The sequence below is a fragment of the Psychrobacillus psychrotolerans genome, assembly GCF_900115805.1.
Classification (GTDB): domain Bacteria; phylum Bacillota; class Bacilli; order Bacillales_A; family Planococcaceae; genus Psychrobacillus; species Psychrobacillus psychrotolerans.
In genome coordinates this window covers 444,406-469,962 of record NZ_FOXU01000001.1, presented here as the reverse complement: position 1 = coordinate 469,962, position 25,557 = coordinate 444,406, and the positions used below count along the sequence as shown (strand labels likewise).

Genomic DNA, 25,557 nt, shown 5'->3' with positions numbered 1-25,557 from the left:
GATTCTTAATAGAATAAGGAGCGCAATGAAGTGAAGAAATGGAAATTTTTATCGATTGTCATTATTTTAGCTGTTTTTATGATGATATTACCAAGTAATAACAGTGCAAGTTCCCTGTCAGAAGCAGAGAAGCTGGTTCAAAAAGCGGAGAATGCTGCAACAGCATTAAAATGGGAAATCTCTTTAGAGCACAGAAAAACAATATATTCAGATCCTGTTTCATTACCAAATATGAATTTATATAATACGACAAAAAATGCTAGCCAATTAGCATACCAAGTACTTAAAACGCTGCCAGCTCAAGAAAAAGCTAAATTAACTAAAAGAATGGAAAGTAACGTAGATATCCATTTAAATAGGTCTATGGCTTATATTGACGCTATAACGTCCGGTAAGAAGATCACAGTTAAAACCGATAACTTATATGAAGCGTATCGATTGAATCCGCTAAGTGATCAAACCGAAAAGGCTTATCATGATCTGTCTAGTGAGATTAGAAAACAAGCAATATTACTTTATCGTGTTTATGGGAAGTCAACAAGAAATGCGATCTTAGATAAATATAAAAGCCCAGGGGAGAAAGTTAAAGAATCGACAAAATCTGTCATCAGTGTGAAAATGACAATCGACCAACTTCAACAATCTATTGCTAAAAATAAAAACACGGAAGAATTACTTTCGAGCGTTAAGCAAATTGAAACTACAGTAAATACCATACAAGATGAAAACGCTAGACAGCTTTTACATATAAAACTAGATAAAACTAAAAAAGCCATAGAAGGAGATGGTACGTTTGATCAATCGTTCTTCTATTTATCTGAGTTAACTCGCAAGGCTGTTATACATCCTTCACAGCCTATTATTTATGCGCTAAATGAAAATAAAGACGTCTTAGAAATCAACTATGAAACTCGGAAAGTTCGGCGCCTTACAATGAACTTAGTGCCCGAAACAATTTACTTTCAAAATAATGAGTTATATGTCGCCTTATTGAAAAGTACACGTAGTTCCTATTTGTGGGAGGAATATCAAAAAGGGGCCATTGCCATTATAAATGCGACTTCTTTTAAATTGGTAGAGCAGTTTAATATTAATATCGATCCATTTGATATTGTCGCAGATGACAAGTCTATTTATGTATCAAGTGGTTCAGGACAATGGGGAAATATTTTAGGTTACTCAAGAGAAACGCTACTTGAAACATCAAAGAGCGAATCCGTTTATGATCAAAGCTTTTTAGAAATGCATCCAAATCTAGATAGGCTTTATTCTATAGATACAACTATAAGTCCAAGAGATGTGGATACCCACTTAATTGATGATGGGAAAATAATAACAGGATACGATTCACCTTATCACGGTAAGTATGAGCTGGATACAAATATGGCTATTTCTCCAGATGGAAAATATATTTTTAACGGTTCTGGTGTTGTGATGATTGCTACTGAAGCCGAAGCAACGGATATGAGATACCTAATGGAACTATATACTCCTTTTGAACAAATTACATTTAATCTGAAGGATGGGTTTTTCTATACAAGCGATGGAAAAGGTATAGATGTTTACAATTACAACACTATGGAAAGAGAAAAGCATTATGAAATGAGTGGAAAAATTCAAAACTTATTTTATCAAAATGGAAAATTAGTTGTTGTTTCAGTCGAAGAATTATATTCTTCCAAACTACCCACATACGCTATAAAAACGTATAACGTAGTAGGAAACAAAGTTATTCAATATTAGTAACGGTAAATTTTTGCGATTAAGGGCATGTCGAGTTAATAGAGTCATGTTGACTTTTCTAACAGGGGATTATTGATGGATATAAAATTAAGTGCACAGGCATATGGAATAGGTGTTTTAATTAGATTTAACATAGCCATTTTCAGAAAATTATTATGCTCTGCTCAAGTAATTGAAAAAGCCAACCACATATGGTTGGCTTTCAGTTTGACGACAAAGGTATTTTTATAAACGGTTATGAATAATAAATGGGTTTATTCATCCTATTAAAAGTAAGATATTGAATACTCTATTGGAACTCTTTAGAAGGCAAGGTCCACCACGAAGACTCCAGTGGGAAAAGCTTGAGCTGAAGACCCCGCAGGAACGTAGTGACGAGGAGGCTGAAGCCAAGCCCACGGAAAGCGAAGTGGTGGGCCTTGCCGAGTTTAATATTCAACTCTATACACCTAAAGTTGAGTTTGTCTACAGTTTAAAAGCCAACCACATATGGTTGGCTTTTTCCTTCACTTTAGTTGCGTAAGTCGATAATAATGTTAGATCTGATTGGACGGAACAAAAGAGCACTTTTTAATGATGGAAGCATATACGCTTTCCAACTGTTCTTTATTTTGCACTAGTTTTTGTACGTACTGGTTTAAAAATAGACAGTAGGAAAATCAATAAACCTGCAATACCAATTCCTAAAATAGTGTTGAAAGATTCCCCTGTGTAGAAGCCGCTACCAAAGTAGAAGATTTCACGTAAACCTTCAGAAGCAAACCGAATTGGTACCCAAGGACGAATGAAGTTTACAAAGAAACTTGGAAGCATTTCTTGTGGCGTCATTAGAACACCCATACCTAATAGCATAACGACCATAAATAACGTAATGGCAGGTTTGCCAATCCATGCAGTTATAGCTGATACCAATAAGTAGAAACAGAAAGCTGCAAAGGATACAAAGAAAGCGACTAAAAAGTAGCTTGGCATATTAATACCAGCAATCTGTGCAAGTGTTGCAACAGTAAAGCCTGAGAACAGGGCGATAATTACACCGAATAATACTTGTCCACTCATTAGACGCAATGTTTGTTTACGTGTTAGCATTTCTTTTTTATAGATGCTAGATGTAGCTAGGAAGACAATGAAGCCACCAATTAATGCTCCAACCCAAGCAGGCACGGCCAATAATGTCGGTGCACTCCCATTCGCTGTGGCAGTAGTGATTGCATTGAATACTTTTTCTTCAGATACGACGGGGTGGACAAGCACAGATGCTTGGTTAGCATCTATTTGTTGATCGCCCAATTGTCCTATAAGGTTTGTTGAATATTGATCGCTAATTTGGGTAACTAATCCATTTAAAGCAGTTTTCGCAAAGTTTGCACCTGTCATGTTAAAACCTTGATTAATATATATTTTTAGAGTTGCTGATGTGTTACTTGTCATGGCATTTTGTACGGCATCGTTATACCCTTCAGGAATAACTAGAGCTGCATAATACTCTTTTTGAGCAAACAACTCTTCAATATCTGCTTCTTTTTCACTTGAAAAAGTTAACATCGGTTCCTCACCGTCGATACCTTTACTCATTTGTTCGATTGCTTCTTTTACAGCATCCACATGACTGCCTTCATCACTCGTTATAAGTGCAATTGGTAGATTTTTAACTTTTGGATCTCCTTGAGCAAATAAGTTCAAAGAGAATAGAGCAATTATTAATATTACAGCGATAGGAGCAACCCATGCTAATTTTTCTTTAAATAATCTCAACTGGAATTCATCCTTTCTCAATTTACAACATGTTGTTTAGTGGTACTTGTTTATCTTACAATTTACGCGTATATTAAAGCAATAAACAAAAGTTAACAGTGTGTTCATTTTTGGGAGGAGTTGATTTTTTGAGTATTTATACAGAAAAAAATCGCAAAACAAAAAAACTTATCCAAACGTCATTTATGCAGATTATAGAGAATAAGTCATTTGAAGCAATTACGGTAGGTGACATTACAAAAGTTGCGCAAATAAATCGCGGGACATTTTATTTACACTATAAAGATAAATTTGATTTACTTGATCAAATTGAGCAACAGTTATTTGAGGATTTAGGCAATCATATTGATGAATTGCAAAAATATTATTCATCTATGCAAAAATTTGAAAAGAATCAAGAACAATTAGCTGCTACCTTATTTAACTCGATTAAAATGCATGCGCCAATGTTAAAAATATTTTTAAGTGATCGTGGTAGAGCTGGTTTTCATCTTCGATTTAGAGATGCCTTTTCAGAAAAAGTGCGTGTTAATTTAGAGAAAAATGAAAGTTTCCATACAAACTTAAAGGTGCCAATGGAATACTACTTATCCTTTATCACATCAGCATTTTTAGGGTTAATTGAACAGTGGATTCAAAATGGTTTAGATAAGACCCCTGACGAAATGACAGCGTTATATATCGAGATTATATCTATTATTCAAAAGAACCAATCAGGTTTATAAGCTCGGAATATATATTGGTGATGAAAAAGTATCTGATACATCCTGCTCAAATATTTGAGTGGGTTTTTTTGTCTTGTGATGAAATATATTAATAATTTTGGCGGATTTCTATATCTCTAATTCTGCTTAATTGGTGAAAGTTTATATAAAGTTTATATAGCTTGTATATGATGAGAAATGTAAATAAATAAGGAGGTTATTATATGTTTTTGGCATTAAAAGAACTAAAACATGGTAAGTTACGTTTTACAATGATTGGGCTTATCATAATATTAATCGCATGGCTTGTATTTATTCTTTCGGGTTTAGGAAATGGTTTATCTACACTAAGCGCTGCGACGATTAAAAACTGGGAAGCAGAGCATGTTGTTTATGAAAATGGGGCGGGTGCGACATTTTCAAAATCATTATTATCTCAATCGTTGCAAAGTAAAATTGAAGCGCAGCCAGGGGTAGAAGAAGTTGCACCATTTTCTCAGTCAGTCATAGCAATCTTACCAATTGATGGTGTTGCTGAAGGGGAGGACAAAGTAGATGCTGCTTTATTAGGTATTGAAGCAGGCTCATTTTTACATCCAGAAGTAATAGAAGGTAAAGCCGTTGATCCGAAGATTAAAAATGGTGTGGTTGCTAATATCACATTAAAAAATACAAATGGCTATGAAATTGGTGACTCTGTAGCGATTGATGGTTCTGAACTAAATGCAGAAATTATTGGTTTTGTGAAAAACGAGACATTCAATCACTTGCCTTCACTATTTGCAAACATGGATTTTGTACGGGAGTATAAATATTCTGCACCGGGATCAAATAATGGAGTAGAAGATGCTATCAATGCATTCGCCATATTAGGTAAAGACGTGGATGCAGCACAAATTGAAAAAGAAGTCGATGGCGTGGAAGTAGTTACCAAATCCGCTGCTATTAATGGTATGCCAGGTTATACTGCGGAAAATGGTACAATAATGATGATGCTTGTGTTCTTAATTGTCATTTCAGCTTTCGTAATTGCAGTTTTCTTCTATGTTCTAACAATCCAAAAAACACAACAATTTGGTGTGATGAAAGCAATTGGTGCTTCAAATGGATTTATAGCTAAAGCAATCGTATCTCAAGTATTTGTGTTGTCATTTTTTAGTATTTTATTAGGTATCGGTCTTACGTATCTAACTGCGATGGTTTTCCCAGAAGAAATGCCATTTAATTTAGATCCTGTATTAGTTATTATTTATGGAATAGTATTATTAGTGATATCTGTTGGTAGCTCGTTGTTTTCAGTTCGTCGAATTTCAAAAATAGATCCATTAACCGCGTTAGGGAGGGTTGAATAATGACTTTAAGCATGAAAAATGTCTCAAAGGTATATAAAGAAGGCGATTCACAAATAATAGCTTTAGATCAAGTTTCAATGGAGGTTGCATCTGGAGAGTTTGTGGCCATTATTGGCCCATCAGGTTCTGGTAAATCAACATTTCTATCGATAGCAGGGGCATTATTGAAACCTTCGCAAGGTGAAGTCAAAATTGATAATAAAGATATTTCAAAAATAAAAGATAAAGAGCTTTCTAATTTACGATTACAAGAAATAGGATTTATATTACAAACGTCTAATCTAATGCCGTACTTAAATGTTTTAGACAATTTACTTCTTTTAAAAAAAATGTCTGGTAAAGTAACAAAACAAGATATAGCCTTTGCAAAAGAATTATTAAAGGAGCTTGGTTTGGGTAGTAAATTCGAAAAATTCCCTAACGAGCTTTCTGGTGGTGAACGACAACGTGTAGCAATCGCGCGTTCATTTATGAATGATTCATCTCTTATTTTAGCGGATGAACCTACAGCATCATTGGATACAAACCGTGCAAATGAGGTCGTGTCCCTTATTTCAAAAGAGGTTAAAGCACGTGGTAAGGCAGCTATTATGGTAACCCATGATGAACGAATGTTGGCATATTGCGACCGCGTTTACCGCATGGAAGATGGTAAATTAACGTTACAATAATATAATTAATAACTTACATGAAACCAAATTCACTAGAAAGCGGAGGCGTTACTATGCACATTTTATTAGTAGATGATGATTTAGATACATTACAACTAGTAACTATACATTTGGAACGTGAAGGGTATAAAGTGCATAATGCTGACAATGCGGAAGCAGCACTAACTTTACTTGAAACTTACAAAGTGGATTTGGCGATTGTAGATGTAATGATGCCGGGTATGAATGGTTTTGAGTTAACAGAAATTTTGACGGAAGATTATGATATCCCGGTGATTTTATTAACCGCTAAAGGTCAATTAGCAGATAAAGAACAAGGATTTACTGCTGGATCAGAAGATTACATAGTAAAGCCATTTGAACCTAGCGAATTATTATTTAGGGTTGCAGTTGTTTTGCGACGTTATGAAAGATCTTTAGAAAACTTCATAGAAATTGGGAATATGAAAATTGATCGAAAAAACTATGAAGTTATTATAAAAAATGAAACCGTTTTGTTGCCTTTGAAGGAATTTGAACTACTCACATTGCTAGCATCACGAAGTGGAAAAATCGTCCAACGAATATTTCTAATTGAGCAAACATGGGGATTTGATATTGAGGGTAGTGACTTTACGCTGAATACACATATTAATCGATTGAGGGAGCGATTAATACGTTACGAGGCAGATGTTGAAATTCTAACCGTTCGTGGAATAGGTTATAAATTAGAGCTGTTGAAATGAAAACACTTTATCGACAATTTATTAGCGCGACTGTATTAATTTTGTTTTGCAGTATCATCGTCGGATTTGTCCTTGCAAATATTATTTACTTTTCAGTCTCAAAAAACAATATTGATTCACAGAATGTAGAATTTGCTCTTGAGGTTGCAAATGGAATTGAAAATATGCATGATTCGAAGGATTCTATGCATGCCTATTTATCATTAATCGGTAATTCAGGATATCAAATCTATCTAATATCTAGTTCTGGAGAAAAATACCCCTTTGGTGAAGAATTTCAAAATCTAAAGATACCCCCTGAAACAGTTCAAACTATTATGGATGGTGAAATATATCACGGGATGAAATATGCACCGAGTTCGTTATTAATGATGGGACATTTTTCCAATAGTTTGGAAAATTCCGTTGGGGTACCTGTTGTTACACAGCAAAACCAATATGCATTATTTTTGAGACCCGATAACAAGTCCATTTTCTCGGATATCCATGTTGTTTTAATGAGCTTTGTCGTTGCAATCGCTATCATTAGCTTACTCGGTGTGGCTGTTATGACACGAAAACTAATACGACCGATTTCATCCTTAACAGAAGCTACTAAGGCGGTAAAAAACGAAAATTTCAATTACCGATTAAATATTTCACGAAACGATGAGATTGGCCAATTGGCGGAAAATTTTAATTTGATGCAGCAGCAGCTTGCTCATAATGATGAATTACGCAAGGGATTTGTAAATGACGTTTCTCATGATTTTCAATCGCCATTAATGAATATTCAAGGTTACTCTGATCTACTTCAAACTGATGAACTAAAGAAAGAAGACAGGTTACAGTATGCAGCCATTATTCAGCGAGAATCTAAGCGATTATCGAACTTAACAAAACAGTTACTTATTTTAACTTCTTTAGATCAGGCATCTTATTCCTTACAAAGGAATAGTGTCCGATTAGATGAACAGTTAAAAGAGATTATAAGGAAGTCGCAATGGCGAATCAATGAACGTGAATTAGAATTATCCTATAAATTAGAACCTGTATCTATTCAAGGGGATGCAGAATTACTCATGAGTGTGTGGGATAATTTATTGAGTAATGCTATTAAGTATTCTGAATTAGGAAGTATCATCTCTATTACTTGTCGAGAAGTACATGGTGAAATTCAAATTATTTTCAAAGATACAGGAATAGGGATTAGTAATGAACAATTAGCGCAAATATTTGTCCGCTTTTATCGAGTAGATACAGCTAGAAAAAAAGATGGTACTGGGCTAGGACTATCAATAGTCAAGAAAGTTGTGGAGTTACATGGTGGACAAGTAAATGTCACTAGTAAAGTCGGAAAAGGAAGTACATTTGTAATTAAATTACCAATTAGAAGGAGTTAACATTATGGAAAAGAAATGGTCAATTCGATTAATTCGTTTTGCTGCTATATTTGGAATAATCGGTACGTTTTTAGGGTCTAAAATGAGCGGAAGTATGGATTATTCATTGCGTCCCATACATGCACATATATTATTAGTTGGATGGTTATCCGTATTTGCATGGGGAATATTTTATAGAGTGTATACTGTAAAATACAAAAAACTTGTACCTATACACGCTATTACAGGAATGTTAGGTGCACTTGGTCTAACGTTTGGTATGTGGATGTATAATTTAAACCCATTTAACTTAAATGAAACATTTGTGATGATTTTGTTCATTGTAGGCGGAACTTTATTATTATTGGCATTTGCATTATTTGTAGTTATTACCTTCTTAACAGAGGATACGAAATAAATTAAGTAAAGACATTGTGAAGAAATACATTCAAAGTAACAGGTGTTTAGTAAAGAAAGACAGAAAAAAGAGTTTGGAAGTTTCATTTTCCAAGCTCTTTTTTAATATGTGAACAATTATTATTAAATTTGGCTAAGTAAAAGGTAAGGGTTAATTGATTTTTAGTAAAAGCATTATGAATTTAACCTGCATCTAAAAGTTTGTGAAAGTAACGCGGCAGTTTCGTTGAAGAAGAAGGTTATTTTGCTACTGTGTTGAATAAGTTAATATATGTAAAATATTGTGCAAAAGGGTTGCTTACTTCAAGTTTGGAGATGGATCAATGAAACCTATATTATTGATTATTGGATTATTACTCTGTTGCATGTATATCTTGAGCGGTTTTTACATTCGAATTAAAAGAAGGCCAGTTTCCGGAACTCCATTTATTGTCACAGGAATAATAGGGATTTTTGTTTTTTTGATATATTCTTTTTTCTTCACTTAAATTTCGATTATGCAGTTAGTCAAATAAGGATATGAGAATAGATTCTACTTAGACTAATGGGTGCTAAGTTAACCAAGTGGCTGCCTGTATGGGTAACTTTTCTTATTGAACTAACACAGCAGGTTAGTTCATTATGAAAACGAAATTTTGTGGTATTATTTACTGCAAAAGAGGGTGAGGAATTAATGAACAATGGGAATATGAACATTAGAAAAGCTGTTTTATCAGACGTAAAAGGAATAGCAAAAGTACACGTTGATTCTTGGAAAACTACGTATAAGAATATAGTTTCAGACCAATATTTTAATAATTTAACATACGAAAGCAGAGAACGGCTATGGGAAAACAATATTCCTAATGGCGGGGTATATGTAGCAGAGACCAATGGCGGGGAAATTGTTGGTTTTTCTTCTGGTGGATTAGAAAGAAGCGGGAATTACCATGGGTTCGAAGGGGAGTTATATGCAATATACATTTTAAAAGAGTATCAGGGCAATGGTTTAGGAAAAGCACTTGTTAAACCAATAATTGAAGAAATTGCAGAATTGGGATTAAACTCTATGCTTGTTCTTGTCTTAAAAGATAATATTTCTCGTCTGTTTTATGAATCACTTGGTGGGAAAAAAATAGATGCTGTTGAAGTTGAGATTTCAGAGAAAAAACTTACCGAACTTGTGTATGGTTGGGAAGATATTAGAAATATATTTTAGTTTTCCTACTTCAACTAAGGGTGCTTTATTTTAAGAAGGAGTAAAGCCTTTTTCTTATTGAACTAACGAAGCGTTAGATAAAGAAGGAATTTGAGATATAGGATATAAAAATCACTAAAAAGGTGGTAGTAAAATGATTTACCAACTGTATTTTAGTGTATCTGGTGAATATGAAAAAATTGATTATTGGGTTCCTTTGATGAACTATTTTTTATCACAATCAGATACCATAGAAATCCATTGTTGGAATGAAGAAGCAGTTGTCGTCGAGGAAACAAAATCAATGCTTAAAGGCTCATTCGAAACAATCACGGAAAATAACCTCACTATTTTCAAGGGAAATAAAGCACTAAATGTTGTAACCCATTTATTATCAAATAATGTAAATATTGAGGGGGAGATAAAATGGTTCTCTATTTTTTTGAGTAAAAACTCCACCACTATTTTTCATTCCGAACATTGGGGTATGGAGTTTTTTGCACCCAATGTTAACGAAAAAGATATAGCCTTCATTAAATCGGTAATGCCTATCGAAACGAATTTTAATCAGTATAAATAGCGAGATTACTACTTCCTTCTTCAACAACTAGGTGCTTTAGTTTAGTTTAACAAGATAAAATATTAATAAGTGGGTGATTAAATGTTATTAACTCCTTTAGGTGCTATTAAATTGTTTGTTAATGATGAAGAAGTGGGATTTACTGTGATAAAATTAGATTTAGAATTGCATTGTCGAGATGTAAATGGTAGGTATTTAATTCAATATGAGTACAAAAGTGAAATGAAGGATCAAGAAATTAAATGTTGCATACCTTCAATAGATGTAAAGGGAGATGTTGAAAGTGGCGAAAGGCTTGAAGCAATATCTTTTTACAGAAATGATATAAAACTCACAATTGGGATAGTAGGAGGATTCACAGACGGCACAAATTATATTGAATATGGTGGGGATTACTTGAGTAATGGAATTCAATATGTAACATATCCCACTACTTCAGATAGAAAATTTTATTTTGGTGTTTGTTGGATTCAACCATTGACAGAAGAAAATGATAATCAAACTTGGTTTGGAGCTGACCCAACTTTAATGGGGAATTTATAATTTGTGCAGAGCTACTCTTAAAGTAACGGGTGGTTTACTTCAAGAAGGAGTAAAGCCTTTTTCTTATTCAACTAAAGCGGCAGTTTAGTTGAACAAGGGGAACTTTATTTTTGAAATAATTCGAACTTCTATTACTTTTATACGTAATAAAGTAAAAGAATAGGTTAGTTCAATTGAAATAAAGGAGGGGATGAAAGAAAATGAGTATTTTTAAAAAGGTGAATTTAAAAGGTTTTTTATGGATTTTCATTATGGCTTTATTTGGAGTGTCTTTTATAACGCATACCCATAGTTATTTCAATACTAAAGAAATAAATTTACTCATTACTGGCTGTTATGAAAATAGTGGAGAAGTCAAATTAGAAATTCATAATAATCTCACAAGTAGTTATTCTTTTGAATGTAAGCCGAAATAGATTTAATTGTAAATATTCATTGTAAAGCAGGAACTTAATTTAATTGAGTTCCTCCATTTTCATCTTCAACTATCGGGTGCTTTACTTCAAGAAGGAGTATAGCTTTTTTTTCTTAAAATAAGTAGTTTAGTTCAATAAGAGAAACAAAAATTACTCTGTTCCTTTAGGGTCATTTTTTATCTTTTATTTCTTCTCTTTAATTGGATTAAAGTTATTAGTACACCTAAATTTATTGCTATTAGAATAGGAAATCCGAAGTAAATAACATAGAGTATCCAATTCAATGCTTCCTTTTCAGAAAGTAATTCCATTTTATCACCTCTAGTAAATCGTATGAAGAAAACTATACCCTCATGCCATTACGACTATAATATAAAAGAGAAGGTGCTTCGAGATATCACAACGACGCGTGTGCTGTGGTGGTAGCTCATCGCTCACCCCGCGAAAACGCGTCCACCTGTAGCGTAAATCAGAAGTATCATTCATTCATTCATTAAAATTTTATAAATAATCCAATTTTCATGCTGTGTTCTATATTATTGCTTATCTATTAAAAAAGGATCACCCAAGTAAGATACTTGAATAATCCTTCACACTAATCTATCGGATTTTTCTCATCATCTAAAGTGAAACCTTCTCCCATTACATCCTTTACTTCTGTTATAGACACAAATGCATGTGGATCGATAGAACTTATAACCGACTTCAATGCACTTATCTGGTTTTTCGCTACGACGCAATAGATTACTTCCCGACTACTTTTTGTGAAATGTCCATGTCCGTTCAATATTGTTACTCCGCGAGATAATTTATTCGTAATGAGATCAGCAATCTCATTTTGCTTGTCTGAAATGATAAATGCACCTCTAGCAGAATATGCGCCTTCTTGCACAAAATCTATAACTCTTGCGCCAACGTATACAGCAACAAGCGTATACATCATGGAACGCTCATTTAGGAAAGTTGCCCAGGATAACAAAATGACAAATGCATCGAAGATAAACATCGTTTTACCCATGCTCCATCCCTTGTATTTGAATACAAGTCGGGCGATAATATCGACCCCTCCGGTTGTACCACCATATTTGAAAATAATACCTAAACCTACACCTACAAAAACCCCAGCAAATAGTGAAACTAGAAACAAGTCACCTTCTAGCCCAAGATGGAATTCATAAATATCAAATAATTTTAAAAATACGGATACTGAAACAGTGCCAATCACTGTATAAGCAAACATTTTCCGCCCAAGCAACTTCCAACCTAAGAAGAACATTGGTATATTTAATAAAAGGTTCATCAATGCTACATCCCAGTTGAATGCAAAATATAAAACGAGAGTAATACCAGAAAATCCACCTTCACCAAGTTCATTTTGCATATTAAAGTGAACAAAGCCAAAACTATAAATGGCTGATCCCAATATAATCATTATAATATTTTTTAATTTAAGTCCAACTCCCATTGTTACACCTCGCTTATTAGTTCATACTTAAGTTATTATCGATTATTTTGATGTTTTTGACAACTAGCTGTTTTTCTTATTAGGATATACACGAAGGAGAGATAGATTATATGGTAGAGAAAAAAACTTTATCTGATTTACAACTAGAAGTGGATACATACATAAACCAGTTTAAAGAAGGCTATTTCCCACCAATGGAACTACTAGCCAGACTTACGGAAGAACTAGGGGAGCTCTCCCGTGAAGTTCAACATAAGTATGGGACAAAGAAAAAGAAATCCACAGAAGTGGAGAAAGAAATTGCGGATGAGATGGGAGATTTCTTTTTCGTACTATTATGTTTGGCAAATGCAGAAGGTATAGATCTTCAGCAATCACTAGAGCAAGTTTTAAACAAATATAATACAAGAGATAAAGATAGATGGACGATTAAGGAGGACTAAAAATGGTTATTAAAGTAGCGGTAGCAGGCCCAAGAGGTAAAATGGGAAGAGAAGCAGTAGCAACTGTAATAAAAAACGAAAAATTTTTATTAGTGGCAGTTTTGGATTATAAGCAAGAGACGGAGTGCTTAGGGGATAACATTCCCATCTTCACATCATTAGACTTATTAATCGAACAAACAGAACCTGATGTATTAGTTGATCTGACTATTCCTTCTGCCGTTTTTGAGCATGCGATGACTGCACTTGACTATGGTGTGAGACCAGTTATTGGTACAACGGGCTTTACTGATTTACAATTAGATACATTAAGAAACAAAGTAGAAGAGGTCCAAGTAGGATGTATTATTGCCCCAAACTTTTCTATAGGTGCGGTGCTTATGATGAAGTTTGCACAAACAGCTGCAAAATATTTGCCGAATGTGGAAATTATTGAGATGCATCATGATCAAAAAGTAGATGCTCCTTCTGGAACAGCAATTAAAACAGCTCAGATGATTCAACAAACACGCACTTCTATGGAACAGGGACATCCGGGTGAAGAAGAGATAATTCCAGGTGCAAGAGGAGCAAAAATGGGTGGCATGCATATACATAGTGTCCGATTACCTGGTTTAGTTGCACATCAACAGGTGCTTCTAGGTGGAGAGGGGCAATTGCTAACACTACGTCATGATTCTTTTGACCGCGCATCCTTTATGTCTGGAATTGTATTGTCTATCAATGAGATCATGGAGCGTGATGTTCTGATATATGGTTTAGAAGATATTATTTTATAGGAGGGAAACAATGAGAATTGCATTAGTTGCACATGACCAGAAAAAAGAAGATTTGATACAGTTTGTAACAGCATATAAGTCAATATTAATAGAGCACGAATTATTTGCTACCGGAACAACCGGAACACGAATTATAGATGAAGTTGGTTTAAATATATTTAGATATAAATCTGGACCACTAGGTGGAGACCAGCAAATAGGATCAGCGATTGCAAATAACGAAATGGATATGGTTATATTTTTCCGAGATCCACTTACCGCTCAACCGCATGAGCCAGATGTAACGGCGCTTATTCGACTTTGCGATGTATATCAAATCCCACTTGCAACAAATATGGGAACAGCTGAAATCCTTTTAAAAGGTATAGAACAAGGTTTTTTAGATTGGCGTTTACTAGAAGAGAGACGTTCACGTTAAGGAAGTGATTAAGTGCGTAAATTGAAAATAGGAATTACTTGCTATCCATCTGTTGGGGGATCAGGAGTAATTGCAACAGAATTAGGAAAGATGCTTGCAGCAAAAGGGCATGAAATACATTTCATCACATCTGGGATCCCATTCCGACTAAATAAAATATCTCCAAAGATCACATTTCATCAAGTGGAAGTGAATAGCTACTCTGTTTTTCAATATGCTCCATACGATATTGCTTTAGCCAATAAAATGGCAGAGGTAATTGTAGATGAGCAATTAGATGTATTGCATGTACATTATGCTATTCCTCATGCGGTGTGTGCAATACTGGCAAAGGATATGGCAAACTCAGATATCGGCATTGTTACTACTTTGCATGGAACTGATATAACCGTTTTAGGATATGATTCTTCGTTAAAAGGCGCAATAAAGTATGGGATAGAAAAATCAGATGTCGTAACGGCAGTGTCTCATTCCCTTGGCCAAGAAACAATGGATTTAATATCTCCCAATAAGGATATTGAGACGATATATAATTTTATTGATGAGCAAGAATATACTAAAAAGGATGCAGGTAATCTAAAGGAATTATTAGGTATAAAACCACATGAAAAAGTAGTAATTCATGTTTCTAACTTTAGAAAAGTAAAGCATGTTCCTGATATAGTACAGAGCTTTAAACTTATCCATGAAGAGGTTCCTTCTAAATTACTGTTAGTAGGAGATGGACCCGAAAAACATCCTATTATGGAATCCATTAAAGGTACATCTATCGAAAATGATGTTCTATTTTTAGGTAAACAGGAAAATCTATCAGAACTATATTCCATAGCAGATCTTATGCTATTGCTTTCTGAAAAAGAGTCTTTTGGTTTAGTGCTATTAGAAGCAATGGCTTGTGGAGTGCCTTGTATAGGAACGAATGTAGGTGGCATTCCTGAAGTAATTACGAATGGCGAAAATGGATTTATCGTGGAACTAGGGGATTGGAAAAAGGTAGCAGAACATGGTGTGGAAGTTTTACAAAACCCCTCATTACATAAACAGATTGTCGATAGGTCTTTAGAGGTTATACGGGATCGATTTAGTTCTAAAAGTATTGTAGAGCAGTATGAAGAAATGTATGAAAGAGTGGCGAGAAAATAGCTTGATGAAAAATCGGTGGCCGGCAGCTTATAAAATAATAGAAGAACTAGAACAGGCAGGCTTTGAGGCGTTTGTAGTAGGAGGGGCTGTCCGAGACTTTGTACGTAATGCTCCTGCAAATGATGTAGATATCACTACAAATGCTACTCCCTTGGAGGTCAAAAAGATATTTACTCATACTATTGATGTTGGAATCGAACATGGGACTGTTTTAGTTGTAGTAGATGAGCCTATTGAAGTAACTACGTATCGCTCGGAATCTACCTACTCTGATTTTAGACGACCAGATGGTGTAACATTTGTACGTAATTTACAAGAGGATCTTCAACGAAGAGACTTTACGATAAATGCAATGGCCTTAACTAAAGAAGATGAGCTTGTCGATTATTTTGGAGGCAAAAAAGCTATCGAGGAAGAAATAATTCAAGCGGTTGGAAATCCTCAGTTAAGATTTTCAGAGGATGCATTACGTATGTTAAGAGCAGTACGTTTCTCAGCGCAGCTGAATTTTACACTTGAGCAAGAGACCTTTCAAGCAATTCGTTCCTTACATCCACTTATTGAGCATGTCTCCATTGAAAGAGTGAAAGTGGAGCTAGAAAAGATATGGCTAAGTGACTTTCCTTTCAAAGGGATGAAACTTTTTGTAGAAAGTGGATTATCTCAGAATTTCCCTGGCGACTGGGAAAGGCATCTACAAAGTTGGGACAACTTCTCGAGTTTTAATGTTAAAGTTAATGGATGGGCCTTCTTTGCTCTAATGCAGTCGAACGAAAATATTAACATTCTGTTAAATCATTATAAATGCTCAAATGACGAGAAAAGACATGTAAAAAATGTGTTGGAAGCAGTTTATAGTTTGGAAAAAGGTGCTTGGACGCTTGATGAATTATTCCTTTTTAGGGAGGAAGTTCTGACAGTAGCTTACCACTTTGGAAACTCCATTTTTTCAAATGAAATAGCTCATCCACTTGCGAAATTTTTACTACAGAAACGCACACTTCCCATTACTTCTAAAAAAGATATTGTTGTGAATGGAAATGACCTGATTGAATGGACAAACAAAAAAAGAGGCCCATGGATAAAAGAAGTATTAGACATATTAACGGGTATGATTGTAAATGGCAAAATAAATAATGACAGACACGAAATAAAGGAATGGTTTTCTCATGAATATCTCCATTAAAGAAAAAATTCTTTCAACGCTTATCAATGCAAAAGGGGAACCGGTCTCTGGTCAGAAGTTAGCAGATGAACTACATATTTCACGAACAATGATCTGGAAGCATTTGAAAAGTATCGAAGAGGATGGCTATGTAATTGAAGCTATCAAAAAGAAGGGGTATATACTCCAGTCTATACCGGATTTAGTTACGCCAGAGCAAATTCTTCCTAAACTTAACACGAAACAATTAGGAAGAAATATTGATTATTATACATCTTGTACATCCACTCAAATTATTGCAGCTGACAAAGCACGTCAGGGTGCCTCTCATGGAACGGTTATTATTTCGGAGGAACAAACTGCTGGAAAAGGAAGGTTAGAACGCAGCTGGGACTCTACTGCAAATAAAGGCATATGGATGAGTGTTATTATTCGTCCAAATATAAGTCCCGAGTTTGCTGCTCAGTTTACACTGGTTTCAGCTGTAGCTATCAATCAAGCTATTCAAGAGGTAACTAATCTTACACCTCAGATTAAGTGGCCAAATGATATATTGATAAACGGAAAAAAAGTCACCGGTATTTTGACGGAATTACAGGCAGATATGGATATAGTCCATTCAATTATTATAGGAATTGGTGTCAATGTAAATCAGGAACTAAGTGCATTTGACGAATCCATCCAAAACATTGCCACTTCATTGAAAATGGAAAATGGAGAAGAGGTGGATCGTTCCTTATTGGTAGCTAAAATACTTTACTATCTAGAAAAATATGGCGATCTATATGTAGAAAAAGGCTTTGAACCTATTAAAATACTATGGGAAAGTCATAACTGCACGATTGGAAAACGTATACGTGCCACTATGTTACGAGAAACACTTGAAGGTGTAGCTTTAGGTATTACGAAAGATGGAGTTTTAGAGCTGAGATTAGATAGTGGTGAAATTCGTGGTATTTATTCGGCAGATATTCATTTGCTAGGAAGAAGTTAGTTTGGACGGATTTCATTTTTTTTGTTATTCTGTATGTGTTGGGCAGTATCCTTTTAGAACTGCACCTTTAGAAAAAGAGTTTTGTTAACTAAATAGTCTGCCTTGATCTATATGACAGGGACGGGAAAACCTATGAATACAATTTTTCTGCCCTTCTGTCCATTTCGGAATAGAAGGGCTTTTATATGGTTTTCTCTTCACCACAAATGGAGGGATTTTGTATGAAAACAACGAGTAACTTTATTAGTATGAAAAAAAACGACGAGAAAATTACGATGATGACAGCTTATGATTTTCCGACCGCTAAATTTGCGGAAGAAGCAGGAATGGATATGATTCTTGTGGGTGATTCACTAGGTATGGTCGTTTTAGGCTATGACTCTACTGTTTTCGTAACGATGGACGATATGATTCATCATGGAAAAGCAGTTAGACGCGGTGCGAAGGATACTTTTGTAGTGGTCGATATGCCTTTTGGGACGTTTCACGGTTCATTGGATTCAGCATTAACTAATGCGGTTCAACTTATGCAGCAAACGGGTGCACAGGCTGTGAAACTCGAAGGTGCGGATGATGTATTGCCAGTCATTGAAAAATTGACGTTTGCCGGTATTCCAGTTATCGCTCATCTAGGTTTGTTGCCTCAATCTGCGGGTGTACTAGGTGGATATAAAGTACAAGGAAAAACTGCAGCAGCAGCAGAAAAGTTAATAGAAGACGCAAAACTATGTGAAAAAGCTGGGGCTTGTGCCGTCGTTTTAGAGTGTATTCCACATCAACTGACTGACACTATTTCTAAGGCTCTTACCATTCCTACTATTGGTATTGGAGCAGGTGCACAAGCTGACGGGCAAGTGTTAGTTTTTCATGATATGGTAAAGTATGGTACACATCATATTCCTAAATTTGTGAAGGAATTTGCAAATGTTGGGGAACCAATTTTAGCTGGTATTAAGCAATATGTAGAGGAAGTTAAAAATGGTACTTTCCCAACGGTAGAACATTCCTTTACGATGAAGGAAGAGCAACTTTCCGCACTATATGGAGGCAATCATGCAAACAATACAAACGATAAATGAGCTAAAACAAATAATCGAACTAAATAAAGACAAAACGATAGGTTTCGTTCCCACAATGGGCTATTTGCACGAAGGACATCTAGCCTTATTAACTAAGGCTAGAATCGATAATGACATAGTCGTGGCAAGTATTTTCGTGAATCCTGCTCAGTTTGGTCCAAATGAAGATTTAGACAGATATCCAAGAGATATTGAAAGTGATACACAACTAGCTACAGATGCTGGAGTAGATGTATTATTTGTTCCAAGTGCAAAGGAAATGTATCCTTTTGAAAGTGGTATCTCTATAGGGGTAGGAAATCTTTCCACTAAGCTATGTGGTGAAAGTAGACCAGGACATTTTGATGGTGTCCTAAAGGTAATTACTAAATTATTTAATCTTGTTCAGCCAACGAAGGCATACTTTGGACAAAAGGATGCACAACAACTAGCTATTATTGAGACATTTGTGAATGCGTATAATTTCCCAGTAGAAATAGTTCGGGTACAGACAGTGAGGGAGCTTGATGGACTTGCTAAGAGCTCGCGGAATGTATTTTTAAGCGAACAAGAACGATTAGAAGCAGTTCATTTGTATAAAGCTTTGCAATTAGCTACAGAAACATGGGAAAAAACAAATGACTTACCAGCGGCAATTGCAAAAGGGAAAGAGCATATTGAGAGCAACACCTCTGGTAAGATTGATTATTTAGAAGCATTATCTTATCCAACGTTACAGTCAGTTACAGATGATACGAAGGAAGTACTGTTTGCGACAGCCGTATTTTTTGAGAAGGCACGTTTGATAGATAATATTTTAAAAGAAAAAAAGGATGTGTAATATATGCTGCGAATGATGTTAAATGGGAAGATCCACCGAGCAGTAGTAACGGAAGCTGATTTAAATTATGTAGGAAGTATTACAATAGATCAGAATATACTAGATGCTGTAGGTATGTTACCTAACGAAAAAGTGCATATAGTAAATAATAATAACGGTGCACGTTTTGAGACATATATTATCTCAGGTGAAAGAGGTAGTGGTGTTATTTGTGTAAATGGAGCAGCTGCACGGCTAGTTCAACGTGGGGATGTAGTAATCATACTATCGTATGCATATGTGATGAATGAAGAAGCACAATCACATAAGCCGACAGTGGCGATTATGAATGAAGATAATTCTATCAAACAAATCATCCATTACGAACCCGAAGCAACAGTTATGTAATTGAATACAAAATACGCCTGCCGTTCAAATCAGTGACACTGACTTGAATGGCAGGCTATTTATATCTAATCGGCTACTTCTTCTTTTTAAAATTGTTCGACAAATTATGTATAGATTATCGATGTAATAGGTTTAATACTTGTTTAGAAAATTCTTGCATGTGTGGCCGAGAATTTTGGATTGAAATGTTAATCGCACAACCTATAGCGCGTTATGCTATGAAATCACTCCATGCGAGACAAGCGAAGAAAGTTGAAAGTGTAAACAGTTATAGAAATTTGGTTTTCTTTTGCCTACACTAGATACATGGGACTTGAAGAAGCAAACTCCATAAAATTACCGAAAAAAGGGATATTGGTTGTGACATCCGTCACATCCAGTATCCCTTTAAATACATTCGGTAATAATATAGTGAAGAATACAGGATCTAAGAGAATTGTGGCGTGTCCTTTGCCCATCTCCTCTTATTCTCTGCAGACTAAACTTTATACTAGTATGTTTATCTTGGATTACATTTCTTCTTGGAAATAGATTTTATAAAACTTCCGATTTGTAGCTTCATCATAGCCAACTTCAATCAGCTCATTGACTTGTTCAATATCTCGTACATTCACTTGAATTTCAATATTGGAATCTAATTTAATTTTACGTTTATACGTTTTTTCTGCTTTTGCAATGGCACTTTCAGAAATGATCGTTTCATATGGTTTTACTGAATTGACAATTATATCTTTTTGAACTGAATCTGTTTTTTCAAAGACTGTGTCAATATAATTATCTACCTGGAACTCTTCTTCATTTCTAAAGTATTCGAGTGTCTTATTCAAATAACCCAATTTCTCGGTATTCGTATAGTTTTCTTCCTTAATAATATACTTTTTACATTCTGTTAAAGCTAACTCTGTTTTGTGATAATGCTCATCTGCTACTTTAATCTTCAAAAAACGCTCTTGCCAGTATACGACATCTTCTTTCTTTTTTGTTTTCATAAAGACAGCTGGTGCTACGTCTGGACCCATGTCCATGATGACCGCCATATTATTGATTTTTTTTACATTAATTCCGTCAATGCCATTCACAACCATTTTATTTTGCTCATTTTTCACATCTAAAAACATTTCTTTTTCATCAATTTTGACGATAGCTATTGCTTTTTTCACTTCGTTATGCCATAGGCAATTATCAAATAACCCTATGAATAAATCTCCGTGTTTAATATTTGGATGCTGAGAAACACTTTTTAAATGAGTGGCAATATGGTTGGATTGCTCTAGGAAACTAGTATCCTGATCAAATATGGAGTTTACATACGTATATACTTCATTCAATCCTATGTCTGATTCGTGGAAAAACTCGAATTGTTGCTCCAAATCAATTTTGTTAAAAGCTAATTGAGTAAAAGCCGCTTCCAACATCGTTTCAGGTTGGGAGAGTGCTTCATCGCCTAGTACAAGCGTATCGCCGACGTGATGTACAACATATTTCGATAATTTACTTTCACTTACTTCTAGCACGGTGTTCACCTTCTAATCTTTAATTGTAGACAATTTACCATATCATACTTCGCATCAGATTTTCATGAATTAATTAAAAAAGTAATGTAGGGATTCAATTTTTAATCAGGAAACAGAGTAATAGAGGTTATTTATTCGTGTGATTGTAAGAAAAAAGAATTATTTGAAAATAAAAATTATAGTAGTTGTTTCCAATAATTTTCTATGGTATATTATCAACAATACTTATTAAAGTTCTTTAATAAGTATATTTAAGTAGGAGGTGGAGTTAGTGAATGCTACTCCAAAGTCTGTGAGGAAAGTAATTCTTTCGAGTATTAGGAAGTCGCTTTTAGAGTTTGAAAGTGCAACAAAAGCTGAACTCTGCGACAAATTAGACATTAGTTTCCCAACTATAAGTAAGTTTCTTGCTCAAATGGAGAAGAGTGGAGAGGTTATTTCAGTCGGTTTAGATGAATCCAGTGGAGGTAGACGAGCAAAAAGGTATAAGTACAATCCTGAGCATACGCTTGGTCTTTCCATTTTTTTAGAGAGGCAAGAAACAAATTATGCGATTTTTAATTGTGTGGGAGAGGTGAAAGAACGGGGGGGAATTCCAAGTGTATTAGTGGAAGGTGGCTTACAGCTATTAACTATGAGCATGGAAAAATTAATAGCAGAATACCCAAAAATTAGCTCTATCGCAATAGGGGTACCTGGTTCTGTTGATAATGGAAGGATTTTTCATATACCTGGATATGTGAACTTTCAAAATTTTGATATTAAAGGATTTTATGAAAATCATTTTTCGATACCTGTGGTTGTTGAGAACGATATGAATGCTGCCGTACTCGGATATCACCATTATATGGGGGGGAAGAACAATCCCTCCCTTGTATATTTGTATATAGGTCAAAATGGTCCTGGTGCAGGTTTTTTGATAAATGGAGATGTGGTGCGTGGGAGTACATTTTTCGCTGGGGAGATTTCGTTCGTCCCTCAGTATGATGAGCAGAATTTATGGCAAGCGTTAGAAAACAACGGAACTGAATCTAAAGAAGCTCCTTTTTCTCAAGATTATCAGATTGATCCGATTAGCCGATTAGTAGCATCATTTACAGCAAGCATTAACCCACATACCATCATTTTTTGCAAAGATGAAGTGGATGAAGCGTTAGTAGAAAAAATTACTAGTGCAAGTTCTAATTATGTTCCACCAGAACATCTTCCTGAGCTAACTATAAGTGATTGGAAACAAGATTATTTATATGGACTACAAAGATTAGGGATAGAGCTTATGTTGAATGAAATAAAATAATTGGAAGTATATGAGGTGAAACATGGCAACATTTCTTTTAATAATAATCTATTTGGCTTTTATCAGTTTAGGTTTACCTGATTCATTATTAGGAGCAGCTTGGCCTGTGATGCAAGGGGACTTGGGAGCTCCACTCGAGACTGCTGGACTATTATTTATGACCATAGCGTGTGGCACAATAATCTCTAGTCTTATTAGTGGAAGGATTCTCAAACGGTACGGGACTGGGAAAGTCACATTTGTCAGCGTATTAATGACCGCTGTTGCCTTGCTTGGATTTCATTTTGCTCCATCGATTGTTTGGTTAATGGTTTGTGCTGTTCCACTTGGATTAGGAGCTGGGGCTGTAGATACGGGGTTAAACGATTATGTAGCTGTAAATTACAAGGCGAGGCATATGAGTTGGTTACATTGTTTTTGGGGAGTCGGAGCTACTTTAGGTCCGATTATTATGGCTCAGTTTATATCAGGGGACAGTTCTAGTTCTTGGAGAAATGGATATTTTCTTATTGCAGCTATTCAGTTTGCATTAGTTATTATTCTTTTCTTCACTTTGCCTTTATGGAAAAAAGTAAAAGTAAAAAGAAATGATCGTTTACTAGAGGAAATTGACGAGCTAAAAGATGTAATTAATGAAAAAGAGACTAATACAAAGCCACTTCAAACTAAAGGAGTAAAATGGGCTCTGACTACATTCTTTTTTTATTGTGGAGTTGAAGCAACTGTGGGTCTTTGGGGAAGTAGTTTCTTGGTAAATATTAAAGGAATAAGTGTAGCAACAGCTGCCGGTTGGATCTCTTTTTATTACGCAGGGATAACTGTTGGAAGATTAATAACAGGTTTTATCACTTATAAAGTTACCAACCGTACGCTCATTAGGTGGGGGCAGTTAATAGCATTGAGTGGTGCCATAATATTAGTTTTACCGTTACCGTCCGCTTTCTCATTTGTCGGATTTATAATTGTCGGATTAGGATTAGCGCCGATATTTCCGTGTATGTTGCATGAAACACCAACACGTTTTGGGAAAAAGCATTCTCAGACGATTATGGGCTATCAAATGGCGTTTGCTTATACGGGCACAACATTCATGCCACCACTTCTTGGTTTCATGGCTTCTCAGATGACTATTGGGATTTTCCCGATTGTTATTGTCATTTTTGCTGTAGCAATGCTATTAAGCTCAGAAAAACTTAATATAATACTAGGGAGGAAGAATGCATACTAAAGGAATGATCAAAATTCAAAATTCCATTATTCATAGCTTGTAGAAAATGAAATACATACTTCATTTTCTTTTTTTTGTTATTCAGCAGTAAATAAAAGGATTTTCAGCTTAAAAGGTTGAATAAGTGTTGTATATAATAATTTTGGAACTTATGAATTTAGTAATGAGTGTAGTAAGTTGATCATTCATTAAAGAAAAGGTGATTTTATGATTATATGGATAAACGGGGCATTTGGTTCAGGGAAAACGCAGACTTCATATGAATTACATCGTAGGATTCCTAATTCTGTTGTCTTTGATCCAGAAAAAACGGGTTTTTTTATTAACAAAAATATTCCAACTGAGCTTAGTAAACCGGATTTCCAAGATCACAGTGTCTGGAGAGAACTAAATTATACTACGTTAAAATACATAGCGAGTGAATACAATGGGGTAATTATTGTACCAATGACTATTGTAAATCCACAATACTTTGAAGAAATAATAACAAAGCTAAGAAAGGATCGTGTCGTAGTAAATCATTTTGTCCTTTGGGCATCCAAGGAAACACTGATAAAGAGACTGAGAAGTAGAGGAGAGAGCAAACACTCTTGGGGTGCTTTGCAAATAGAAAGGTGTATAGAAGGCTTATCCAATGATATATTTAAACATCGTATTGAAACCGAACACATGTCCATTGAAAGAATAGCTGAGACCATTGCATCTATGTTAGACATCCGTTTACTAGATGACAACAGAAGTAAACTGAGCAAAAGGTGGGACAGAATCAAAATTCAAATAAAACAGTTATAGAACTAATTTTATTCAAAAAAAAAGAGACCTACTAGTTAGGGTCAATTTGTAAAAATATTATTCTCTATATATTCTACTACCGTATCTACATTATCGGAAGTTTCTGTCTTGTGATTGTTGATATTGGTAACTTGAAATAGACTTTCTGATAAACTTACTGTAAATAAGGCTTCATTGTTGTGGTCATTGATTGTAATGGAGATTTTAGAATCTTGAAATTGTTGTAATGATAACAACATGTTTTTTAAATGTTGAGATGACATTTCCTCGAACTCCTCTCTAAGGAGTGACAACCTCGGAAGTCACTAATCCAATTGTGTACTGCTTGATTATACCATAGTTTCTGGAAATTCCAATCATTACGACTATTCTGTTCTTTTTCTATCCTATTTTTTATAAAAGTTATTTAGAAACTCCAGGATACGTATTAATATGGTCTATACTTCCAAATTAAATTAGGCTTTTTAGGATTGTTTAAAGATACTAATTCCTTTTTAAACGTATTTACGCAAGTATATGGAGAGAAATTGATCGGAACGTGATTTTAAGAATTTTCCGTTTATCCATTTGTATCTTGTTTGAAAGTTAA

General features: G+C 34.9%; 29 protein-coding genes. 25 read left to right on the top strand and 4 right to left on the bottom strand.

Annotation, left to right across the window (positions count from 1 at the left end; genetic code table 11):
- Positions 1–30: 30 nt before the first annotated feature.
- The 3 genes from BM260_RS02515 (at position 31) to BM260_RS02510 (ending at position 2,266) form a co-directional block, all read left to right on the top strand.
- Positions 31–1,743, top strand: coding sequence for a hypothetical protein (locus BM260_RS02515; protein ID WP_093534685.1), 1,713 nt, complete (start codon positions 31–33; stop codon positions 1,741–1,743).
- A 75-nt stretch (positions 1,744–1,818) separates the two neighbouring features.
- Positions 1,819–1,974 (top strand): hypothetical protein, encoded by a 156-nt coding sequence (locus tag BM260_RS18340; protein WP_175496164.1) that lies wholly within the window; start codon positions 1,819–1,821, stop codon positions 1,972–1,974.
- A gap of 49 nt (positions 1,975–2,023) precedes the next feature.
- Positions 2,024–2,266 (top strand): hypothetical protein, encoded by a 243-nt coding sequence (locus BM260_RS02510; RefSeq protein WP_093534683.1) that lies wholly within the window; start codon positions 2,024–2,026, stop codon positions 2,264–2,266.
- Positions 2,267–2,349: 83 nt separating this feature from the next.
- Here BM260_RS02510 and BM260_RS02505 read toward each other — a convergent pair whose 3' ends face one another.
- Complete coding sequence (locus BM260_RS02505) at positions 2,350–3,498, bottom strand: YhgE/Pip domain-containing protein (protein ID WP_093534681.1); 1,149 nt, start codon at positions 3,496–3,498, stop codon at positions 2,350–2,352.
- 128 nt (positions 3,499–3,626) lie between these two features.
- Between BM260_RS02505 and BM260_RS02500 the strand changes: the two genes are divergently transcribed.
- From BM260_RS02500 to BM260_RS02455, 10 genes are all read left to right on the top strand, one after another.
- Entirely contained in the window at positions 3,627–4,223 is a 597-nt protein-coding gene (locus tag BM260_RS02500; RefSeq protein ID WP_093534679.1) for a TetR/AcrR family transcriptional regulator, read from the top strand.
- A gap of 203 nt (positions 4,224–4,426) precedes the next feature.
- Positions 4,427–5,554: an ABC transporter permease gene (locus BM260_RS02495; protein ID WP_093534677.1), complete on the top strand. Its 1,128-nt coding sequence runs from the start codon at positions 4,427–4,429 to the stop codon at positions 5,552–5,554.
- A complete protein-coding gene (locus tag BM260_RS02490) occupies positions 5,554–6,225 on the top strand; it encodes an ABC transporter ATP-binding protein (protein ID WP_093534675.1) in 672 nt (223 codons plus the stop codon). The genes BM260_RS02495 and BM260_RS02490 overlap by 1 nt, the downstream gene beginning before the upstream one ends.
- Positions 6,226–6,278: 53 nt before the next feature.
- The gene (locus BM260_RS02485; protein ID WP_093534673.1) at positions 6,279–6,950 is read left to right on the top strand and encodes a response regulator transcription factor; all 672 of its coding nucleotides are present in this window, start codon (positions 6,279–6,281) and stop codon (positions 6,948–6,950) included.
- Positions 6,947–8,332 (top strand): sensor histidine kinase, encoded by a 1,386-nt coding sequence (locus tag BM260_RS02480; RefSeq protein WP_093534671.1) that lies wholly within the window; start codon positions 6,947–6,949, stop codon positions 8,330–8,332. The genes BM260_RS02485 and BM260_RS02480 overlap by 4 nt, the downstream gene beginning before the upstream one ends.
- 4 nt (positions 8,333–8,336) lie before the next feature.
- On the top strand, positions 8,337–8,729 hold the full coding sequence (locus BM260_RS02475) for a hypothetical protein (protein ID WP_093534669.1): 393 nt from the start codon (positions 8,337–8,339) through the stop codon (positions 8,727–8,729).
- Between the two features lie 672 nt (positions 8,730–9,401).
- On the top strand, positions 9,402–9,926 hold the full coding sequence (locus BM260_RS02470) for a GNAT family N-acetyltransferase (RefSeq protein ID WP_093534667.1): 525 nt from the start codon (positions 9,402–9,404) through the stop codon (positions 9,924–9,926).
- Between the two features lie 133 nt (positions 9,927–10,059).
- Positions 10,060–10,485: a hypothetical protein gene (locus tag BM260_RS02465; protein ID WP_093534665.1), complete on the top strand. Its 426-nt coding sequence runs from the start codon at positions 10,060–10,062 to the stop codon at positions 10,483–10,485.
- Positions 10,486–10,566: 81 nt separating this feature from the next.
- Complete coding sequence (locus BM260_RS02460) at positions 10,567–11,028, top strand: hypothetical protein (protein ID WP_093534663.1); 462 nt, start codon at positions 10,567–10,569, stop codon at positions 11,026–11,028.
- A gap of 200 nt (positions 11,029–11,228) precedes the next feature.
- Complete coding sequence (locus BM260_RS02455; protein WP_093534661.1) at positions 11,229–11,444, top strand: hypothetical protein; 216 nt, start codon at positions 11,229–11,231, stop codon at positions 11,442–11,444.
- A 595-nt stretch (positions 11,445–12,039) separates the two neighbouring features.
- Here BM260_RS02455 and BM260_RS02450 read toward each other — a convergent pair.
- On the bottom strand, positions 12,040–12,909 hold the full coding sequence (locus BM260_RS02450; protein WP_093534659.1) for a YitT family protein: 870 nt from the start codon (positions 12,907–12,909) through the stop codon (positions 12,040–12,042).
- Between the two features lie 110 nt (positions 12,910–13,019).
- Between BM260_RS02450 and BM260_RS02445 the strand changes: the two genes are divergently transcribed.
- The 9 genes from BM260_RS02445 to panD all read left to right on the top strand — a co-directional run bounded on the left by BM260_RS02445 (position 13,020) and on the right by panD (position 20,137).
- On the top strand, positions 13,020–13,352 hold the full coding sequence (locus BM260_RS02445; RefSeq protein ID WP_093534657.1) for a nucleotide pyrophosphohydrolase: 333 nt from the start codon (positions 13,020–13,022) through the stop codon (positions 13,350–13,352).
- A gap of 2 nt (positions 13,353–13,354) precedes the next feature.
- A complete protein-coding gene (dapB, locus tag BM260_RS02440; RefSeq protein WP_093534655.1) occupies positions 13,355–14,131 on the top strand; it encodes a 4-hydroxy-tetrahydrodipicolinate reductase in 777 nt (258 codons plus the stop codon).
- A 10-nt stretch (positions 14,132–14,141) separates the two neighbouring features.
- Positions 14,142–14,549: a methylglyoxal synthase gene (gene mgsA, locus BM260_RS02435; RefSeq protein WP_093534653.1), complete on the top strand. Its 408-nt coding sequence runs from the start codon at positions 14,142–14,144 to the stop codon at positions 14,547–14,549.
- Positions 14,550–14,561: 12 nt separating this feature from the next.
- A complete protein-coding gene (bshA, locus tag BM260_RS02430; protein ID WP_093534651.1) occupies positions 14,562–15,692 on the top strand; it encodes an N-acetyl-alpha-D-glucosaminyl L-malate synthase BshA in 1,131 nt (376 codons plus the stop codon).
- A 4-nt stretch (positions 15,693–15,696) separates the two neighbouring features.
- A complete protein-coding gene (locus BM260_RS02425; RefSeq protein WP_175496163.1) occupies positions 15,697–16,878 on the top strand; it encodes a CCA tRNA nucleotidyltransferase in 1,182 nt (393 codons plus the stop codon).
- Entirely contained in the window at positions 16,862–17,851 is a 990-nt protein-coding gene (locus BM260_RS02420) for a biotin--[acetyl-CoA-carboxylase] ligase (RefSeq protein ID WP_093534647.1), read from the top strand. Before BM260_RS02425 ends, BM260_RS02420 begins: the two co-directional genes overlap by 17 nt.
- Positions 17,852–18,072: 221 nt before the next feature.
- The gene (gene panB / locus BM260_RS02415) at positions 18,073–18,930 is read left to right on the top strand and encodes a 3-methyl-2-oxobutanoate hydroxymethyltransferase (protein ID WP_093534645.1); all 858 of its coding nucleotides are present in this window, start codon (positions 18,073–18,075) and stop codon (positions 18,928–18,930) included.
- Positions 18,905–19,750, top strand: coding sequence for a pantoate--beta-alanine ligase (panC, locus tag BM260_RS02410; RefSeq protein ID WP_093534643.1), 846 nt, complete (start codon positions 18,905–18,907; stop codon positions 19,748–19,750). Before panB ends, panC begins: the two co-directional genes overlap by 26 nt.
- A 3-nt stretch (positions 19,751–19,753) precedes the next feature.
- Positions 19,754–20,137 (top strand): aspartate 1-decarboxylase, encoded by a 384-nt coding sequence (panD, locus tag BM260_RS02405; protein ID WP_093534641.1) that lies wholly within the window; start codon positions 19,754–19,756, stop codon positions 20,135–20,137.
- 509 nt (positions 20,138–20,646) lie between these two features.
- On the opposite strand, the gene BM260_RS02400 is transcribed toward panD, so the two are convergent.
- On the bottom strand, positions 20,647–21,651 hold the full coding sequence (locus tag BM260_RS02400; RefSeq protein WP_093534639.1) for a nucleoid-associated protein: 1,005 nt from the start codon (positions 21,649–21,651) through the stop codon (positions 20,647–20,649).
- Positions 21,652–21,913: 262 nt separating this feature from the next.
- Between BM260_RS02400 and BM260_RS02395 the strand changes: the two genes are divergently transcribed.
- The 3 genes from BM260_RS02395 to BM260_RS02385 all read left to right on the top strand — a co-directional run bounded on the left by BM260_RS02395 (position 21,914) and on the right by BM260_RS02385 (position 24,968).
- Positions 21,914–22,948 carry an ROK family transcriptional regulator gene (locus tag BM260_RS02395; RefSeq protein WP_407691695.1) on the top strand — a complete coding sequence of 345 codons (1,035 nt, stop codon included), beginning with the start codon at positions 21,914–21,916 and terminating at the stop codon, positions 22,946–22,948.
- 22 nt (positions 22,949–22,970) lie between these two features.
- Positions 22,971–24,176 (top strand): MFS transporter, encoded by a 1,206-nt coding sequence (locus tag BM260_RS02390; protein WP_093534635.1) that lies wholly within the window; start codon positions 22,971–22,973, stop codon positions 24,174–24,176.
- 207 nt (positions 24,177–24,383) lie between these two features.
- Positions 24,384–24,968 (top strand): AAA family ATPase, encoded by a 585-nt coding sequence (locus BM260_RS02385; protein ID WP_093534633.1) that lies wholly within the window; start codon positions 24,384–24,386, stop codon positions 24,966–24,968.
- Between the two features lie 41 nt (positions 24,969–25,009).
- Here BM260_RS02385 and BM260_RS02380 read toward each other — a convergent pair whose 3' ends face one another.
- Positions 25,010–25,231, bottom strand: coding sequence for a hypothetical protein (locus BM260_RS02380; protein ID WP_093534631.1), 222 nt, complete (start codon positions 25,229–25,231; stop codon positions 25,010–25,012).
- Between the last annotated feature and the right edge of the window lie 326 nt (positions 25,232–25,557).